Annotated in this window: 16 protein-coding genes; 13 read left to right on the top strand and 3 right to left on the bottom strand. The window is 66.0% G+C overall.

Annotated elements, in window-relative coordinates; genetic code table 11:
* Window positions 1-340: 340 nt before the first annotated feature.
* The 4 genes from ML01_RS03195 to ML01_RS03180 all read left to right on the top strand — a co-directional run bounded on the left by ML01_RS03195 (window position 341) and on the right by ML01_RS03180 (window position 8,263).
* A complete protein-coding gene (locus tag ML01_RS03195) occupies window positions 341-1,537 on the top strand; it encodes a metallophosphoesterase (protein WP_058553947.1) in 1,197 nt (398 codons plus the stop codon).
* On the top strand, window positions 1,537-4,656 hold the full coding sequence (locus ML01_RS03190) for an NACHT domain-containing NTPase (protein WP_058553946.1): 3,120 nt from the start codon (window positions 1,537-1,539) through the stop codon (window positions 4,654-4,656). The genes ML01_RS03195 and ML01_RS03190 overlap by 1 nt, the downstream gene beginning before the upstream one ends.
* Before the next feature lie 147 nt (window positions 4,657-4,803).
* Complete coding sequence (locus ML01_RS03185) at window positions 4,804-7,362, top strand: tetratricopeptide repeat protein (protein ID WP_156427530.1); 2,559 nt, start codon at window positions 4,804-4,806, stop codon at window positions 7,360-7,362.
* Between the two features lie 511 nt (window positions 7,363-7,873).
* Window positions 7,874-8,263: a tetratricopeptide repeat protein gene (locus ML01_RS03180; protein ID WP_058553944.1), complete on the top strand. Its 390-nt coding sequence runs from the start codon at window positions 7,874-7,876 to the stop codon at window positions 8,261-8,263.
* A 233-nt stretch (window positions 8,264-8,496) separates the two neighbouring features.
* On the opposite strand, the gene ML01_RS03175 is transcribed toward ML01_RS03180, so the two are convergent.
* The 3 genes from ML01_RS03175 to ML01_RS03165 form a co-directional block, all read right to left on the bottom strand.
* The gene (locus tag ML01_RS03175; RefSeq protein ID WP_058553943.1) at window positions 8,497-8,799 is read right to left on the bottom strand and encodes a DUF5615 family PIN-like protein; all 303 of its coding nucleotides are present in this window, start codon (window positions 8,797-8,799) and stop codon (window positions 8,497-8,499) included.
* Window positions 8,796-9,032, bottom strand: coding sequence for a DUF433 domain-containing protein (locus ML01_RS03170; RefSeq protein ID WP_254045122.1), 237 nt, complete (start codon window positions 9,030-9,032; stop codon window positions 8,796-8,798). The genes ML01_RS03175 and ML01_RS03170 overlap by 4 nt, the downstream gene beginning before the upstream one ends.
* A 433-nt stretch (window positions 9,033-9,465) precedes the next feature.
* Window positions 9,466-10,479: a GTP-binding protein gene (locus tag ML01_RS03165; RefSeq protein ID WP_058553942.1), complete on the bottom strand. Its 1,014-nt coding sequence runs from the start codon at window positions 10,477-10,479 to the stop codon at window positions 9,466-9,468.
* A gap of 239 nt (window positions 10,480-10,718) precedes the next feature.
* On the opposite strand from ML01_RS03165, the gene ML01_RS03160 reads away from it, so the two are divergent.
* The 9 genes from ML01_RS03160 (at window position 10,719) to ML01_RS03120 (ending at window position 17,879) form a co-directional block, all read left to right on the top strand.
* Complete coding sequence (locus ML01_RS03160; RefSeq protein WP_058553941.1) at window positions 10,719-11,519, top strand: DUF4198 domain-containing protein; 801 nt, start codon at window positions 10,719-10,721, stop codon at window positions 11,517-11,519.
* A gap of 9 nt (window positions 11,520-11,528) precedes the next feature.
* Complete coding sequence (gene cbiM, locus ML01_RS03155) at window positions 11,529-12,149, top strand: cobalt transporter CbiM (RefSeq protein WP_058553940.1); 621 nt, start codon at window positions 11,529-11,531, stop codon at window positions 12,147-12,149.
* Complete coding sequence (locus ML01_RS03150) at window positions 12,142-12,810, top strand: hypothetical protein (RefSeq protein ID WP_058553939.1); 669 nt, start codon at window positions 12,142-12,144, stop codon at window positions 12,808-12,810. The genes cbiM and ML01_RS03150 overlap by 8 nt, the downstream gene beginning before the upstream one ends.
* Window positions 12,810-13,562 carry a cobalt ECF transporter T component CbiQ gene (gene cbiQ, locus ML01_RS03145; RefSeq protein ID WP_058553938.1) on the top strand — a complete coding sequence of 251 codons (753 nt, stop codon included), beginning with the start codon at window positions 12,810-12,812 and terminating at the stop codon, window positions 13,560-13,562. The genes ML01_RS03150 and cbiQ overlap by 1 nt, the downstream gene beginning before the upstream one ends.
* On the top strand, window positions 13,559-14,335 hold the full coding sequence (locus ML01_RS03140; protein ID WP_058553937.1) for an energy-coupling factor ABC transporter ATP-binding protein: 777 nt from the start codon (window positions 13,559-13,561) through the stop codon (window positions 14,333-14,335). Before cbiQ ends, ML01_RS03140 begins: the two co-directional genes overlap by 4 nt.
* 452 nt (window positions 14,336-14,787) lie before the next feature.
* Window positions 14,788-16,875, top strand: coding sequence for an N-6 DNA methylase (locus ML01_RS03135; RefSeq protein WP_082673908.1), 2,088 nt, complete (start codon window positions 14,788-14,790; stop codon window positions 16,873-16,875).
* Window positions 16,876-16,969: 94 nt separating this feature from the next.
* Window positions 16,970-17,230, top strand: a complete 261-nt coding sequence (locus tag ML01_RS03130) for a hypothetical protein (protein WP_156427529.1) — start codon at window positions 16,970-16,972, stop codon at window positions 17,228-17,230.
* Window positions 17,227-17,463, top strand: coding sequence for a hypothetical protein (locus ML01_RS03125; protein WP_058553935.1), 237 nt, complete (start codon window positions 17,227-17,229; stop codon window positions 17,461-17,463). Before ML01_RS03130 ends, ML01_RS03125 begins: the two co-directional genes overlap by 4 nt.
* Window positions 17,464-17,465: 2 nt before the next feature.
* Window positions 17,466-17,879, top strand: a complete 414-nt coding sequence (locus tag ML01_RS03120; protein WP_254045121.1) for a putative toxin-antitoxin system toxin component, PIN family — start codon at window positions 17,466-17,468, stop codon at window positions 17,877-17,879.
* Window positions 17,880-17,924: the final 45 nt, after the last annotated feature.

Here is a 17,924-nt window from a genome sequence, read left to right as displayed (position 1 = left end):
GCACCACCCGGCGCCGGCTGAGCCGACCCCCGGCGGGGCCGAGCAGGGATCGCCACCGCGTTGAGCCTCACCGCGCCGCAGCGCCGTGGAAAGTCGTCCTGTCGCCATCGCACTGCCGGTAGACTTGCCGCAGACCGCCCGTCCGGCCATTGCCGCCATCGGAGTACCGCGATGCAGCGCGAACCAGGTGCCGCGGCCCCTGGCCCTGCCCAGGGATCCGGACGGCTTTGCGGTCCTGCGCCTGGACTTGGGCCACCGCGGCCAGTGCGCTGGCCTTCCCCGACCGTTGGCCCTGGCCGATAATCCGGCGCGCACCAAGAACCACAACCTGAATTTGCCAATGGACGCCCAGCAAACCCCCGTCCGCATCCTGCACCTGTCGGATTTCCATTTCAGCGTCGGGCGGCATTGGGACGCCGACCCGATCCTGCGCGAGCTGGCCGCCTTCATTGGCCAGGACATCGCCGGTAACGGCCTCACCCCGGACCTCGTCGTTATCACCGGCGACCTCGCCCAATCCGGCAAGCCGGAGGAATACGACCTCGCCCGGACCTGGTTGGAAAACCAGCTTTGGCCACGGCTTGCCGATCCGAATCACCCGCTGCCCCGCGACCGCCTGCTGCTGGTGCCCGGCAACCATGACGTCGATTGGGCGCGGATCGGACCCGCCGCCAAGGACGCGCACCAGGTGATCCTGAAGGCGAAGCACCAGGACGCCGTAACCGACCGTCTTCGCCACGATGCCACACGCCAACTCCTGATCGAGCGGCATGCCGCCTACCAGGCGTTCCATGGCGACTGGCTCGGCCAACCGCAGCCACTGCCCTGGTGGCAGCGCAGCCTGACGATCCAAGGCCAGCGGCTCCATATCGCCGGGCTCGACTCCGCTTGGTTGGCGGCCCGCGACGACGACAGCCGCCTCGTCATCGGCACCTATCAGATCAACCAGACCGCGCTCCACCGGGATGCCGACGCCGACCACGACTGGCGCATCGCGCTGCTTCACCACCCCTGGGATTCGCTCGCCGAGCTCGACCGAACCGAGGCCAAGCGCACCCTGCACCGCCGCCGCGACCTCATCCTGCGCGGCCACCTGCACGAGCCAGACCCGGTGCGCCTCGTCCCGCCGGACCCGAAGCGCAGTTGCGTCGAGCTGGCCGCCGGCTGCTGCTACTCCGGCAAGAGCTACCCCAACGCCTTCCAGTGGATCGAGCTGTACGGTTCGCCCCGTCGCCTCCGCGTGCTGTTCCGCCAGTGGAACCGACACGACTGGGACGTCGACCGCAACCAACCCGGCTGCCCGGACGGCACCTGGACACTGGACCTGGACGAAGCGGGGCAGAACGCGCCCGCAACCTTCGGCCCCGCGGGCAGCATGCCGAACGCAACCGCGCGCACGTCCTCGGCTTTGCCCATCTGGCAAGAAAAGCTCGACTACCTGCGCGTACAGCAGGCCATCTGCTCTGATCCGGCGCAGAAATTCACACTGCGCAAGCTGATTGAGGAGGCGGAGGCCAAGCTCCGGGATCTCGACTGATGGCCGGGCAGGACGCGAAGCAGACTCTCACTGAGAAGCTCGAATATCTTCGCAGCGAATACGCTAAATGCTCCGACGCCGCTCAGAGATTCAAGATCGAAAAGGATTTCGAGGAAACGAGAGAGCTTCTATCTGCCCTAGGCGTCGTCGCGCCGCCCCTTCGCCGCCACCTGCGGGCCAAGCGACCATGCGCCGGTGCGGGTTACAACCAGCGCCTGAAGTCTTGGCTCGAGAAGATCGAGAACGCCCTCGACAATTACGCGAGGCAGACCGATTGGAGCAGCGAGTACTTCGCGCCGCTCCAGGTCGAAGTCGAGGAGGCCGGTAGCCCAGGAAGGGCCAGGGCGGACCTGCTCAGCATGTTCCGCAGGCATCGACGCAAACGGACCCTGAGATTCTGGCAAAAGAACCCTGGCGAGATCATCCGTCTTACGGGTGACCCCGGAAGCGGCAAGAGCGTCGCCCTCAGGCGCCTCTGCCAAGACCTGCTCGCGGAATGGCGCCCAGGCACGCCGGTTCCGCTCTATATCAGTCTACGGGAATGGCATTTGCCCAAGGACTGGAGCAGCGCATCGCCACCCGCACAGGACACCGTGATCCGCTCTTTGCGCGATTTCATCCTAGACTATGCGCGCAGCGAGATTGGCGACGATAAATTCATAGACGATTGCCTGAGCGACCTAATCGACCGCGGCACCGTGTTCCTGCTGTTGGACGGCTTCGACGAGATCGGCACCGTGCTCAACGAGGCGGACGGCTCAAAACTGATCGATGTCCTCTCCCGCGCAATCTTCGCCTTTCTCCAGGATCCCTGCGGCGGGCGTGGCATCCTTGCCTCGCGGAGATTCCGCAGCCCCACGCTCAGCTTCCGGCAGCATGCCCATTTCAAGATCCTGCCGATGTCCAACGAGCGCGTCGATGAGTTCATCAAGAGGCGGATCGGCCCCAGGGGCCCTGTCGTCAAAGAGTATCTACACCAGCATAGGAGCGAGCTGGTACCGATTGCGCGGAATCCCTTCTTCGCCATGCTGCTGGTGGAGTACGTACGCCGCAACCTGGCACGCGCTACCGTAGACGACCTGCCCGCCGACAAGGCTACCTTCTATTCCTCGTTCATCGACAGTCGCCTCGCAGATGTCACCGACATGCATGCGCGCCTCCGATCCACGGACATTCCAAGACTTATCGAGGCATGCCGGAGGCTCGCCTACCACATGATCGACTCCGCCACCTTGGACCTGCCACGGCATCGGGTTCTGGCAGTCGCCGGCTTGCAGGAGGACGAGCTTGCCTGCCTGGCTGAGGCTCCGGGGGCCAAGCTCCTGCGAATCGGGCCTGGAACGGAGCCGATGGTGTCGTTCGTGCATCGGAAGTTCGCCGAATACTTCGCGGCACAGATCCAGGCCCGAGAACCGCATCTACCGACAGACTCCATCCCGCGAGACAGCGCCTGGAGAGACACCCTCGTGATGGTTTGTGAGATCGTCGAGCTTCAACGGGCGCAACGACTGGCCAACGAGTGCTGGGACACCTTGAGTCGGGGCTATCTCGCCGGCAAGGACGAAGCGCGTCGGGATGCGATCCACTACTTTCGCTTCTTGATCGACGCCTTTGGTACCCGACGGGAAGCGTGCGTCGACTTCAAGGACGCAATGGGGGAGCAGATCTTCAAGAGATTGCGCGGGAGAGATCTCGTACCCGCACGCTTCATGGTGGAGCTCGCCGGCATACTCAAGCCCAGCAACCTCGCGAACATCTTGTCCGAGGTCATCGGCTGGAACAATCGCTTGATCAATCAGCCCGCCTTTTGGTCTTGCAGAAACCTAGAGCAGCCCGACGACCGAATCAATCATCAACTCGCGGCCCGCCTTGCCGCACTGCCGCCCTTCCACCACTTGACGCGAGGCCGCGAGCTGCAGAAAAGCCTGGCCTGGTCCAATGCCTTTCGGACGCTGCGCCCTTTCAACCGCTGGCTGTGGATCGAGGATGTGACCTTGACCTTGTGCCTCACGGCGAGCGTCATTGTTCTGCTGATGCAACTGTTGGGTGGGAATCTGGTCGCAGGTACCCTGTTGCTTCTCGGGCCGGCTTACGTCCTGCTCAACGTCCTTCGGGCGATCGGTATAGATCTCCGCGGCGTCGGGCGCCCCCATTACCTCGGTTTACTGTCGACACGACCGAAAGCGCGGTTGTTGTCCGACCGAGCAGGAACATTCGGTCTGGCAGCTCTAGCCTTTGCGCTTGCCTGTCTGTTCCTCTTGCCACCCTTTGGACTATTTCTACTCTTGCATGCCGTTGGAGTGGACTTTGATGCCGCGATCAAGGCGTTCCGCATTTACGCCCAGTACCTGCAACCCCTCGCCTACGCAGGCTTGATGTTCGGACCCTACCTGGTCGCCTACCTCGTGCGGAATCACCTTTCCCCACCTCTGCCGGACGTGGCCGCCGCAGCGAGCAGGGAACGGGCCGCTGCCGAGGAAGTCCGGAAAAAGTTGTCGAAGAAAAGGACTTCCGAGCGGGTCGAAGCACGAACCGCGGGGGAATGGTTACCTTGGTATCGGTTCCGCAAGGGTCTGAGGGAGCTGGTCGCCAATATCCGCAACGCTGGCGCCGAATTACTCTCCACAACCGTTGCATACTTGGTATTAGGTCTCGCTCTGGGTCTTTTGGGTGGCGCCTTTGCAGGCGTCTCCTGGGTTTTCGGTCTGATATTCCCCGGGTTATTTCAATGGCCCTCCCGGACCGAAGTGACCACGCCCGACATCTCCTGGGAAAAACTTGGGGTCGTGCTTGGCGTCGGTTTCCTCATTGCTCTTGTGTTGGCCGCTGTTTATGGCGTTGTTAGAGTTGTTGTTGAGATCATCCTCCCTTGGGTAAAGGACGGGGATCGGTTGCACAAGGTAATAATTCCCGAGAATCCCTGTTGCGCCGAGATCGAAGCCGAGTTAGACGCGTTGCAGACCAAAGGGGGGAAGCGGCGCTATCTTCAGCGTTTGGATAAGGAGGTGACGCTGCTGCAGGGAGACTGGAAATACGGCAGGCCGCCGAAGACCGGCTGCGATGAGCTGGATACCCTGCTCGCGGAGCTAGAAATTCGTTGGTTAGGGATATCACGATGACCAAAGAGTGCGCTCGATGATCCTCAGGCGGTATCTACCTGATCGCGCCTCCCCGGTGTGGCCTTTTTCACCGCCACCGGTGCACACGTGCAGCGGACCTGTTACGCGCAACTTGGGCTAATGCGGAAGCTCAGAGGGTAGTCTTTCATGCAGGCTTGCACACGGACTTGGTCCCGACTCTGGTGGACATCAGCTATTGTGTTGCTGGTCCTGGCCGGCTTGCCATCCTGTGGGCGAGAACAGTCCCTTGAAGAACACACTTATGCCTTGTTCGAGGCTCGCTCCGATCCGGAGCGCTCTCTCGATCAGCTCGTGCCGAATCTTCAACGTCTCGCAAGCGACGGCGCGAGCCTTAAGGCGCACGGGTTGCTTGCACTCTGCCATTTCTACGGCATCGGGACTGCGCCGGATCGCAGACAGGCGGAAACGCACGCCGCCCTGGGCAAGTCCGACGCGAATGCCGCGTTCACACGGGCAAAGCTTGTCCATGTTCCAGCAGACCCGGAGGCCCCGGTAGACCAGGAGCAGATTATCCGGCTATACCGCGAAGCAATCGAGCTGGGCAGTCCCCATGCGCCAAACAACCTGGCTCGCGTGCTCGCTGACAGCGAAGACAGCTCGGCGCAGGAGATCCAGCACTTGCTTGAGGTTGGCGTACAGCGTCTGGACTTGGTGGCTCTCTGGTCTCTTTCTTGGCGTCTATGGGAAGGCGGTGAGCGCGAAAAAGTCGTTGAATTGTTGCCACTCGCCTTTGTGGACGAGAAGTACCGGACCATTTCTCCAGCACTTGAGGCGGAGATCCGGTGGTTGGCAGCAGATTGGTTTCTGCGTATCTATTTGGACTCCTCGGACAAGCAAGCGGGCAAAGAGATACCGGCCGAGGCCCAGGCGGCCCTGATCTATTTGAATATCTATCTGCACCTAATTGCGCTGGACACGGGCGCTTGGGACCTTGATGATGCGGAGAAGCATCGAGTTGCGCAAACCGATCTCCTAGCGCTTGCGAGAATACTTGTTGCAGCCGAGAAAGCGGGCCGTCGAGTCCCTGGCGAATTGTTCCGCCTATGGAACGCCTTCGCAAATCAACACCATTTATTGCTCGACCCGCTGCGGTCTCGCGCTGTGCTGGAGAAGCTAGAGGATCTGGACGCCGATTCGCGAATGCGAGACCGCATTAGAGCACTGTCCCGCAAGATCGTCGAACGGATGGAACAGGCGGCCACAGAACGGCAGCTTGCGCCCCTGATGTTTGATATCGGCGCAATCTATCATTTTGGTTATGGCGTCGCAAATTCGTACCGCAACGGGTTCAATTGGTTTCTCAAGGCGGCAGAAGGTGGCCACGAAGTCGGCATGTGGAATGTGTATGTAGGGTATCGAGATGGGAAAGGCGTGCTGCAAGACGATGAGGCCGCCGCAACGTGGTTACGGCGTGCCGCTGATCGAGACTACCCTAATGCGAAGGGCGCGTTGGCGCTCGTCTTGATGGACGGTCACCTCGGGGTTCAGCCCGATCCTGCCGCAGGTGCGGCTCTCCTCCGGGAAACCGCAAGCTCGGGCATTCCGGGCGATCTACCATGGAGAGCCGCCTTGGAGCTTGCCGAGCGCCTCCCGACCGCCTTTCCCGATTCAAGCAGAGATGAAGTGGTCGCCCAGTATCGGGAGGCCTACCGCCTTGTCGAACAGGAACTGGCAAGGACACGTCAAGATGCAGAGGCCGCGGACGGGCGGGCACAGGAACTATCGGCTACGGGTGAAGTCTTCAGTGCCCTTCTCAACTACTTGATAGAGCAAGAGCCTACGATGCCGCGAGTCCCCGCCGAGATGCTGGGCATCCAGATTGAGCAAGACCTACGGCAACTCGTCGCTCAGGGAAAATCCCTAGTCGAGAAGGCAGATTACGAAGCGGCGCGTGCACTGTTATTCCGGGCCGCCATGGCAAATGAGCCCAAATCCTTCTACCACATTGGTCTCTTGTACGCACTTGGAGGGCTCAACGCCGGCAACGACGCCCAAGCGCGGCGGTTGGCGCGGCGATATCTCGTCGCCTCAGCAGAACGCGGCATCTCTGATGCCCAGTCGTTCCTCGGCTATTACGACATCTACCTTCGCCTAGTCGAAATCTTTGAGATCTTCGGGATAGATTACCCCAAGCTATTCACCGCGAGGTACGAAGCCGAATTGAAAGAGCGGGACTTCTACGAGTGGCTGCAGAAGCATCCATATCTCACGGCTGACCTTGGCGTTCGCTCCGCCGCAGCACTTGTGCTGCTCATGTTCTCGGACTCAACCGAGAGCCAACACCTGACAACCCTCCGCCAGGCAGCCCGTGAACTGGAGCGGGAACGGACCATCTATACCTCCGGCGTGGTTGGGAACGACCTGATCCTGGGCTTCAAAGACGGGCGAACGGTAGCGATCCGTCCCCGGGCGGACGCAATCGTCGCAGTTTTGCGTCTGGCAACAACAGTCGAGCATCCACACCCTGCAACAGAGCTTGCGGGGATGGTCAAGGTTCCGAATGCGGAGACGAACGTCCACGTCTCGACCGACAACAGCGAGCTCGCGGTCGAGATTGCATCCCGACCTTTACCTGGAGATGTCTGGGATGCAAAGCGGATGTTGGCTGGGTTCTATTCTAGTTGTGAGCAGATCTGGAAAGCGTATAGGTCGGTTGAAAGGAGCACCTCCGAGGAGAAACGCTGATCGAGTTGTTCCACCCACTACCCCAGTTGCTGGAGCAAGATCTCTCACAGGGGTGATCCACTGCGGCTGCTGGAAAGGCGACGACTTCCATTGCCGTTCGGCGTGCCGGTTCGGCAGGCTCCCGTCGCGCCGGCACGACGACCTCGGCTTCCGCCTCGCGAGAACCCTATAGCTCGGCCCGGCCCGCGCCGCCTGCGCCCCGCGCCCCGGGCCGAGGGCGCCCCAGGGACAGACCACGGTTGGCGCCGTCTCCGCGAATCACGGAATTCGAAGAAGAGCTCGCGCAAAGGTGCAGAGCCGCAATAGGAGAAGACGCAAAGTCTTCGTTTTTTACTTTTTCTCTTGGCGCCTTTGCGTCTTTGCGTCTTTGCGTCTTTGCGCGAGGTATTCTTCTTGTGACGCGGCGTCGCCGGATACCTGCCCAGCCTCCGACACGCGGGAGCCAGTCGCGCTGGTGGCTCAGATTATGCCGTGGGACATTAGACGCATCCCTTGCGCCATCTGCCGCCGCTTGGCCGAAGCCGAGCCGCTGCTGCGCCGGGCGCTCGCCATTGACGAGGCGAGCCTCGGGCCCGAGCATCCCGACGTCGCCCGGGATCTGAACAACCTGGCCCAACTGCTTCAGGCCACCAACCGCCTGGCCGAGGCCCAGCCGCTGAGCCGCCGCATGCTGCTGATCCTGCTCGCCTTCACCCGCGACACCGGCCATCCGCATCCGAGTCTTGGACCGGCCCTATCAAACTATCGAGCATTGGCGCTGGCGCTGGGTATGAGCACAAGCGAGGCCGACATGCGCCTGGTTTCTCTTGGCGCCGATGTCGGTATGGCTCCGGCACGCTGGCAGCCGCTTTTCGTCGAACTCTTGGGAGAGTTTGCGCTGAAACAGGGTGCCGATGGCTGAGCTGTTGCTGCCCTCGTGACGCCGATGCCGCGCCTCCCCCGGCAGCGCCGCCTTCACCCGGCCCTGGGGTCGGCGACTTCAGTCGCCGCCCTGCCGCGGACTGAAGTCGGGGCCCTCGCCCTGGCTGCTCGCGGCCGGTAGCGGTGCCGGAGCGCCAGCGCGCTCAGATCGGCAGCAGGCGGACGCGCGAGCTGCGGACATCCAGGGTCAGGATCGCGCCGCGTTGCAGGGCGTCACGCGCGGCGTCGAGCACGGACAGCAGGGTCTTGCCCAGGGTCGCGGGGGCAAGATCCTGCCCTCTGAGCTGAACCGCTCTGAACCACGCTCGGCCCGGACGCCCAGGTTGCCGCCAGGATGGCGCTGAAGTCGAGGTCGTTCGTGATGACGTAGCAGCCGTGCGCCTTCGCCCAGGCCATGATCTCCGCGTCCGCTGCGTTCACCGCCCCGACCTCGCTCCAGTGCTGCGTGTGCCAGCCATGAGCTTCCAAGAGCGGCTTCCAGGCCGGTGACAGATTCATGTCCAGCAGCAGGTTCATGCAGCGTCGATGCGGGTCTCGACCTCTTGCGCACGCCATGCCGCGTAGCTGAGTGCCTGATCGATATCAGCGGGTTCGAGGTACGGGTACAGTTCGAGCACGGCTGCCTTGTCGTGTCCGGTCGCCAGCATCCCAACGATCATGCCGACGGTGACGCGCATGCCGCGCATACAGGGCTTGCCGCCCATGATGGCCGGATCGAAGGTGATGCGGTCGAGTTGCTTCAGTTCCATGCCTGTGCTCGGTTCGATAGCCTTGCCCGGAGGTTAGCACGCGGGTGATGCGGCGGCGTCGCGGCGCGGCTGGTCGGTGCCGGCGCTGGCCGCAGCGACAAATGGCTTCGTGGCGCTTGTCGACCTCATCACGAAGCTAGCCGCGCTGGCCAGGATCTCCGCGACCAGTGTCGGCCCGAGATCCGCGCAGTGCTCTCGGAGCGGTTGTTGCGGGCGCCTCAGGGACAGACCACGGTTGGCGCCGTTTCTCGCGCAAAGGTGCAGAGCCGGTTCCGCAAGGCGCGCCTCCTGTCCCGGGTAGGATCGACTCGCGGAGGCGCAACGCGACCTCGCACCGACGATGCGTCTGCGCGCCATGACCTGCCAACAGCGGGCTGGGCCGAGGGCCGAGGAGGGCTCCCTTGGCCCTCGGCCCAGGTGTCGGCGGCTGCGTCTAAGGCCGCCGCCAGACCTCAATGAACTCCGCAAGCGACGCCTCGATGGTCGCGCGCGGGATGTCGCGGGTGATGCAGACGATCTTTGAGCGGCGGTCGGCGTCGGGCCAGGCGGGCAGCTCCACCGGCGGGTGGAAGATGTGCTGGACGCCGTGGATGGCGACCGGGGCGGCGCGCTCGCGCAGGTTCAGGATGCCCTTGACGCGCAGCAGGTCCGGGCCGGACATGGACAGCAGCAGGTCGAGCCAGGCGTCGAGCATGCTCTCTGCCAGCGGCTCGTCGATGACCAGGCAGAAGGCGCGGATGCGGTCGTCGTGGCGGTTCGGGTCGTGCGCGTGGTGCGCGTGGCGATGCTCGGCGTGGTCGTCGTGCACGTGGTTATCGTAGTGGTGGGTGCCGCAGGCGTCGATGGCACCGGGGTCCGCGCCGCCCGGGTAAGCCTCCTCGTTCAGCCAGCGCGCAACGTCCGGGATCTTGCTGTCCGCATCGAACAGCCCGAGCCCGAGCAGCGCGGACGCTGCGACGACGCAGTGCTCAAACCGCAGGCGCCGTGCGGCGGGGTTGATGCCCTGCAGGCGTGCTTCCAGCGCCGCAACCGCCGCGGGCTCGGCGAGGTCGGCCTTGGTGAGCAGCAGGCAATCGGCCATCGCCGCCTGTTTCAGGGCCGCCGGCTGGGCGTCCAGCGGCGCGGGGTCGGCGAGGCCGGTGGTCTCGATGACCACGCGGTCGAACTGGCGCTCGCCGCCGCGCGAGAAGCGCCAATGCGCGTCCTTGAGCGTGCCGATCAGGTCGCCGCGGATGGTGCAGCAGAGGCAGCCGCTCGACATCTCCACGACGCTGTCGTCCGCGATCCGTGTCAGCAGCAGGTGGTCGAGGCCGATCTCGCCGAGCTCGTTGATGATGACCAGCGTGCGCGCGAGCTCCGGCTGGCGCACCAGGTGGTTCAGCACCGTCGTCTTGCCGCTGCCCAGAAAGCCGGTCAGCAGGGTCACGGGGATCAGCGGGGTCGGCATGGGGGCTAGTCGTGGCGGGTGAGCTCGCTACGGCCTGGTGCAAGGTCGGCGGGCGATCCCACCGGCTGCCGCGGGCGGTCTCAAGCAGGGCGAGCATGCCATAGCCGCCTTACACGCGCGCTTGCCGCGCGCTCGACCCCGCCGGTATGATCATTCCCGACAATGCTCATATCAGCTCGCTGCGCGGGTGCTCGTTCGGGCCGGCGTGACGCGGGCGACCATCCCGACAGGAGGCCCCGATGCCGCAGCCATGCCCGACCGATGCCCGCCCCGCGCGCTTCCCCCGCGCGCTCCTGCCTGCGCTGCTCCTGGCCGTGCCGCTGGGCGCGGCGGCGCACTTCCAGGAGCTGATCCCGTCCGCGGAGATCATCGACGCCGACACCGGCGCCGAGCTGTCCCTGGCGCTCACCTTCACGCATCCCATGGAGCAAGGGCCGGCCATGGCGATGGCGACGCCGGCTGCCTTCGGCGTGCTCACGGCGGACGGCAAGCAAGACCTCAAGGACGCCCTGGAGCAGGTGCAGGTGGACGGCAAGGCGGCCTACAAGGCAAGCTTCAAGGTGCCGGGGCCGGGCGGCTATGTCTTCTTCGTCGAGCCCGCGCCCTACTGGGAGCCGGCGGAGGGGGTGATGATCGTCCACTACACCAAGACGGTGGTGGATGCCTTCGGCGCCGAGGAGAACTGGGACGCCATGGTGGGGCTGCCGGTGGAGATCGAGCCGCTGACGCGGCCCTACGGCCTCTGGACCGGCAACCTGTTCACGGGCGTGGTCAAGAAGGGCGGTGCGCCGGTGCCTTTCGCGGAGGTCGAGGTGGAATGGCGCAACGACGGCAGCGTGACGCCGCCGGCGAGCCCCTTCGTGACCCAGGTGCTGAGGGCCGATGGCAACGGCGTGTTCAGCTACGCGATGCCGCGCGCCGGCTGGTGGGGCTTCGCGGCCCTGATCGAGGGCGATGAGCCGATGCAGAACCCGGACGGTGAGTCGGTGCCGGTGGAGCAGGGCGCGCTGATCTGGGTGCGCGCGCGCGACATGGAGTAGCCTCACGCGATGGCCCACATCCCAGACGGCGTCTTGAGCGCACCCGTGCTCGTGACCGGTGCGCTCCTATCGGCGGGGCTCCTCGCCGTCGCGCTGCGCCGGCTGGACTATGCCGCGCTGCCGCAGGCGGCGGTGCTGGCGGCGGCCTTCTTCGTCTCGTCGCTGATTAGCATCCCGCTGGGCCTAAGCAGCGCGCACCTGTTGCTGAACGGGCTGATGGGCCTGCTGCTGGGCTGGACGGCGGTGCCGGCGTTGTTCGTCGCGCTGGTGCTCCAGGCCGCCTTCTTCGGTTACGGCGGGGTTGTCGTCCTCGGCGTCAATACGCTGAACATTGCCCTGCCGGCGCTCCTGTGTGCGGCGGCGCTGCGACCGCTGCTGGGCCGGGCGGGCCCGAAGGCGGTGTTCGGCATCGGCGCTGCGGCCGGCGCCGCCGGTGTGCTGCTCACCGCGGCGCTGGTGGCGCTGAGCCTGGGGCTGAGCGGTGAATCCTTTTGGCCGGCGGCCAAGGCCGTGCTGGTGATCTATGTGCCGCTGGCCCTGGTGGAGGCGTTGGTGACCGGCACGGTGCTGAGCTTTCTCAAGCGCGTGGCGCCGGAGATGCTGCCGGGGGCGGAGGCGCGCCATGCCTGAGGACGCACGCGCGCGCCGTCGCCGCCGCGGCTTTGGCCATGTGCTGTACTTGGCCGCGACGCTGCTGTGGCTCTTGGCCGCCGGCCCGGCGCTCGCGCACAAGCTCAATCTGTTCGCCGCCGCCGATGGCCGGGTCATCCGCGGGGAGGTCTACTTCGCCGGCGGCGGCAAGGCGGCGGACGTGCCGGTGCGGGTGCAGAGCGCCAGCGGCGAGCCGCTCGCGGCGCTGCGCTCCGGGGCCGACGGCGGCTTCGCCTACGCGGCGACGGCGGCCGTCGATCATCAGATCATCGCAGAGACGCCGGACGGACACCGGGCGACCTGGCTGATCCGCGCCGCCGAGCTGGCCGGGGCGTTCCCGCAGGGCGACGTCGCCGATGCGGCCAGCTCGGCTGCTGCGCCGCTGCAAGCGGCAGATCGCCCCGCGCTGCCCGCGGCAGCGGCGACCGACATCGGTGCCGCCGAGCCCCGGCTCGATCCCGACCTCATCGCCGCCATCGAGCGCGCGGTCGCGCGCCAGGTGCGCCCGCTGCGCGAAGAGGCCGCGGCGGCCCGCGATGCGGCGGGGTTCCGCGACGTGCTGGGCGGCATCGGCTACATCGTCGGCCTTGCCGGGCTCGGGCTCTGGTGGCAGTGCCGGCGAAACGGCGGCGGGCGCTGATGCCATCGCCCCTCGCGCCGAGCGCCCAGGGCACCTTTGCGCGCCGTGACCCGCGGCTCCTGATCCTCGCGCTTGTGCTGTTTGCGCTGGTCACCGTGAGCCTGGAGCGCATCGGCGCCACCGGCCTCGCGCTGGCGCTGGCGGTGCTGGTCGTATTCGCCGCCGGGCTGCCGCCGCGCCTGCTGCTGCGGCGCCTCGCGCTGCTCGAAGGGCTCATGCTGGCGCTGCTGCTGACGCTGCCCTTTACCGTGCCGGGCGCGCCCGTGCTGGCGCTCGGGCCGTTCGCGGCGAGCGCTGAGGGGCTGCACAAGGCGGCGCTCATCGCGCTCAAGGCCAACGCGGTGGTGCTGGCCATGCTCGGGCTGCTTGGCGGGCTCGAAGCCCCGGCGCTGGGCCACGCGCTTGGGCGGCTGGGCCTGCCGGACAAGCTGGTGCACCTGCTGTTGCTGACGGTGCGCCAGATCGCGCGGCTGGATGACGAGCTGGGGCGGCTGCGCCGGGCCATGCGCGCCCGCGCCTTCGTGCCGCGCAGCAATCGCCACACCTGGGCGAGCTACGGCAACCTCATCGGCATGCTCTTGGTGCGCAGCCTGGAGCGCGCGCGGCGCGTCGAGGCGGCGATGCGCTGCCGCGGCTTCCATGGCCGCTTCTATCTGCTGGACAGCCAGCGCTGGCGCGGCGCCGACACGGCGTGGCTGCTCGCGCTGCTACCGCTCTGCGCGGGGCTCGTCGCGCTGGACCGGCTGGCGTGAGCGCGCCGCTGCTCGCGCTCTGCGGCGTGCACTTCGGCTTCGCGGACCGGGCGGTGCTGCGGGGTGTGGACTTTGCGCTGCACGCGGGGGAGCGCGTTGCCGTGACGGGGGCCAACGGTGCCGGCAAGTCCACGCTGCTGCATCTGCTGGTGGGGCTGCGGCAGCCGAGCGCGGGCGAGGTTGCGGCCTTCGGCGAGGTGCGGCGCGCCGAGGCCGATTTCGTGCCGGTGCGCGCGCGGGTTGGGCTCGTGTTCCAGGACGCCGATGATCAGCTCTTCTGCCCGACGGTGCTGGAGGACGTCGCCTTCGGCCCGCTCAATCTGGGCCGCTCGCCGGCGCAGGCGCGGGCGGATGCGGAGGCGACGCTGGCCGCGCTCGGGCTCGCCGGCTTTGCCGAGCGCGTCACGCATCGGCTCTCCGGCGGCGAGAAGCGCTTGGTGGCGCTGGCGACGGTGCTCGCGATGCACCCGGACGTGCTGTTGCTCGACGAGCCCACGAACGGGCTCGATGCGGCCACCGAGGCGCGGCTGCTCGCGCACCTCACGGCGCTGCCGCAGGCGATGGTCATCGTCTCCCACGACCGCCGCCTGCTGGAGCGCCTGGCAACCCGGGCGGTGTGCCTGCACGAGGGGCGACTCGCGGCGGCGATGCTGCACCGGCACGCCCACGTCCACGCCCACGAGCATCTGCACCTCCATGCCCCCGGGGTGGCGAGCGATCATGTGCATGCGGGACCGGCGCCGGCACATGATGATCATCATGCGGAGGAGTGATCGCGGCGGTCGCGGCCAGCTCGTTGTCGCTGTCGTTGTCGTAATCGCCCGGCCTGGAGACCACGGCGACCCTTGCTGCTCTCGCGACGGGTGGGAGAGATCGATACAGCGCGTCACCATGACGCCTCGTCAAGCGACCTATCGGCTCCGCGCGTGCGGCTGCTCGCACAGTGCCGAGCGCCCCGTGCACGCCACAAGGGCGGGGCGGGCACGCCGATGCGTGAAATGCGCGTGCAAGGGCTTCCATCGACGACCCCGCCGGCGCCGTGTTCCCGGGTGGCGACGGCGACAGTCGAATCTAGCGCGCAAAGATCCTTCTGAGACCCTTATCAAGCCCGACCGGCGCCGTGATTGCTCGTCGGACGGTTGACGAGCTTGGAGACAAGCGGTAAACCGACGGTCGGAGCGCGCTGTACCCCGTGCAGTTGCCGCTGGAGCCTGGAGCACCTACCGTGTCCGCAGAGCCTGCAACCGAGTGCGCCGCGATCCTCGAAGAGGGCCGCGTGCTCGACTACATCACCGGCAAGCCGGTCAAGGACAGTGCCAAGGAGCAGGTGCGCCAGCACATCGCCCGGGCGCTGTTCCACGAGTACGGCATCTCCGTCGACGATATGGCTGCCGGCTTCAAGGTGCCCTGCGATGGTCGCGTGCGCACCGCGGACATCGCCATCTTCGAGCCCGGCACCGAGCACACCCCGAACAATCTCCGGCGCATCGTCGTCTGCCAGAGCGAGCCCAAGTCCGGCGGCAAGAAGCGCGCGGTCAAGCTGCGCGACCACGAGCAGGCCCGCAAGGACCTGGAAGACCTCAAAGACATGCTGGCCGCGGTGCCTGCCGCCACCTACGGCCTGTGGACAAACCGGCTCGACTTCTTTTTCCTCAAGAAGCAAGAGACCCGCTTCGACACCCGCTTCGAGCCCTTGGGCGACTGGCCCCTCGCGGACGGCACCTTGGGCAGCAAGGATGTCGTCTCGGAGGCTTACCTGCGCCGCGCCACCCCGGAGATGCTGCGGATCGCCTTCCGCCGCTGCCACAACTACATCCACGGCAACGAGGGCATGGCGAAGGACGCCGCCTTCTGGCAATTCCTGTATCTCATCTTTGCCAAGATGTACGACGAGCGCACCGCCCGCGGCGAGCTGCGCCGCTTCTGGGCCGGCCCCACCGAGCAGTTCGACTCCGCGGGCCAGGCAGCCATCCGCGCCCGCATCGAGCCCCTGTTCGCCGAGGTCAAGCGCCGCTGGTGCGACATCTTCGGAGACGCCGACCAGATCTCCCTGAGCGACCGCGCGTTGGCCTTCATGGTCTCCGAGCTCGCCAAGTACGACTTCCGCCGCACCGGGCTCGACGCCAAGGGTGCCGCCTACCAGGAGATCGTTGGCACCAACCTGCGCGGCGACAAGGGCCAGTACTTCACCCCCGGCGGCGCGGTCAAGCTCATGGTCGCCATGCTGGACCCGCAGGAGCACCAGCGCTTCCTGGATCCGGCCTGCGGCACCGGCAGCTTCCCGGTGGCCGTGCTGGAGCACATGAACAGGACCTTCCGCGAAGCCGCCGGCATCCAGCAAGGCACGGACGAGACCACAGTGGAGTTTCTCGGCGTCCATGAGCGCCTGCGCGAGTACACGACGCGCATCTTCGCCGCGGACTTCGACCCCGCCCTGGTGCGCGCCACTCAGATGAACATCCTCATGGCCTCGGACGCCGAGGCCCGCGTGTTCCACATGAACTCACTGGAGTTCCCGGGCGGGAGCCTGAGCGGCGTCAAGCCTGCCCAAGCCTGGGTCCGGCTCGGCACCATGGACCTGGTGATGACCAATCCGCCCTTCGGCTCGGACATCCCGATTACCGAGCCGGCGATCCTGAGCCAATACGAGCTGGCCTGCACCTGGGAGCGCACCCCGGACGGCGGCTTCCGCAACACCGGCACGCGCAAGAAGAGCGTCGCCCCCGAGGTGCTCTTCATCGAGCGCTGCGTGCAGTGGCTGAAAGAAGGCGGGCGCATGGGCATCGTGCTGCCGGACGGCATCCTCGGCAACCCGGGCGACGAGTACATCCGCTGGTGGATCCTGCGCCACTGCTGGGTGCTCGCCAGCGTCGATCTGCCGGTGGAGGCATTTATCGTCGAGGCCAATGTCAATATCCTGACCAGCCTCCTGTTCCTCAAGAAAAAGACCCACCAGGAGAAGCAGGCCGAGGACCTGACCGGCGAGCCCTTGGACTACCCGGTGTTCATGGCCGTGGCGGAAAAAGTCGGCTTTGACCGCCGCGGCGCCCCGCTCTTCAAACGCAGCCCGGAAGGCGAAGAACTGCTTGAAGACCAGGACGAGACCGAGCGCGTCCGTTACCGGGGCGAATGGGTCACCCGCACCTTGAAGCGCAAGCGCCGCATCCCGGACAACGACTTGCCCGCGATCGCTGCCGCCTACCGCAAGTTCCGCGCCGAGCACCCGGAGCCCGGGGCGTCGGGTCCGCTGTGCGGACCGTCGCCCGCGACGCGCCCCGCCTCAAGGCCAACCCATTCGAGACCGGAGCAATGATTCTAATCCGCTACGACACCGATGACATCGTGGTCACCGTCCCCAAAGATCTGGCGTCCTCCACTATGTCCAGACCTTCTTGGAGCGGCTGCGCGTGGCTGCCATCCTGTCCGGGAGCGCCGCGACCGACGCCCAGATCCGCGCCTTGGCCGACGAGATCGACGCCGCTTGGTGGGCGCGCAATCGCGAGCGCTTCGTCGGACAGGCCGGGCCGGAGCGGTCCCGCATCGACCGCATCGAGATTCCCACCCGCGAAGAACGCAATTCCGTCAAGAATATGACTAGCTGCCCCCTGGGCAAGTCCCGAACGGGCGCTGCAGCGGAATATCCATCGGAGGTCGGAGAAATCGAATGAACGCGTTCAAGACTTATGCCGAGGTAGACGAGCAGGGCCGATTGGTCGTGGAAGGCGTGCCGTTTCGCGCCGGCTCGCTCGTGGAAGTCCTACTGGTCGACTCCCAAGCGGATGCCTACGATCCGAACACCTGGCGCGCGCTGTTCGAGCATATCCGGTCTCTGCCCCAATCCCGGGGCATTACGGAGGCCGACATTGCCGAAGAGATCGATGCCTACCGGAGCGGCCGGTGAGGGTGGTCATCGACACCAATGTCTTGCTCTCCGCCGTTTATCGGGACCGATTGCCGGAACGGGTCGTGCTCTGGTGTATCGACCGCGCCGACAGCGAATGGCTGGTGTCGGAAGCGATCATGGACGAGTATTGCAACGTGCTCGCCCGGCCCAAGTTTGCCCTCTCGCGCGCGACGCTCGCGCATTGGCTCGACGTGCTCCACCGGCGAACCCGAGCTATCGATGCGCCCGCACGGATGGACCTGCCACGCGACCGCAAGGACGCGAAGTTTCTCGACTGCGCGCTGGCGGGCCGCGCCGACTTTCTGATTTCCGGCGATGCCGACTTCGACGATGCGGCCCGCGTGGTGCCCTTTCGGATTGTCTCGGTGCGCGCATTCGCAAGCCTATGTGCGCCGCAGCTTCTCGGCGAATAAAAATAGCGACATGATTTCCGATCGCAACCACCGAGGCATAGGCCG

Origin of the sequence: Thiohalocapsa sp. ML1, from assembly GCF_001469165.1 — a bacterium.
Classification (GTDB): Bacteria; Pseudomonadota; Gammaproteobacteria; order Chromatiales; family Chromatiaceae; genus Thiohalocapsa.
The sequence above is the reverse complement of the archived record's forward strand: the minus strand, read 5'-3'. Positions and strand labels throughout refer to the sequence as shown.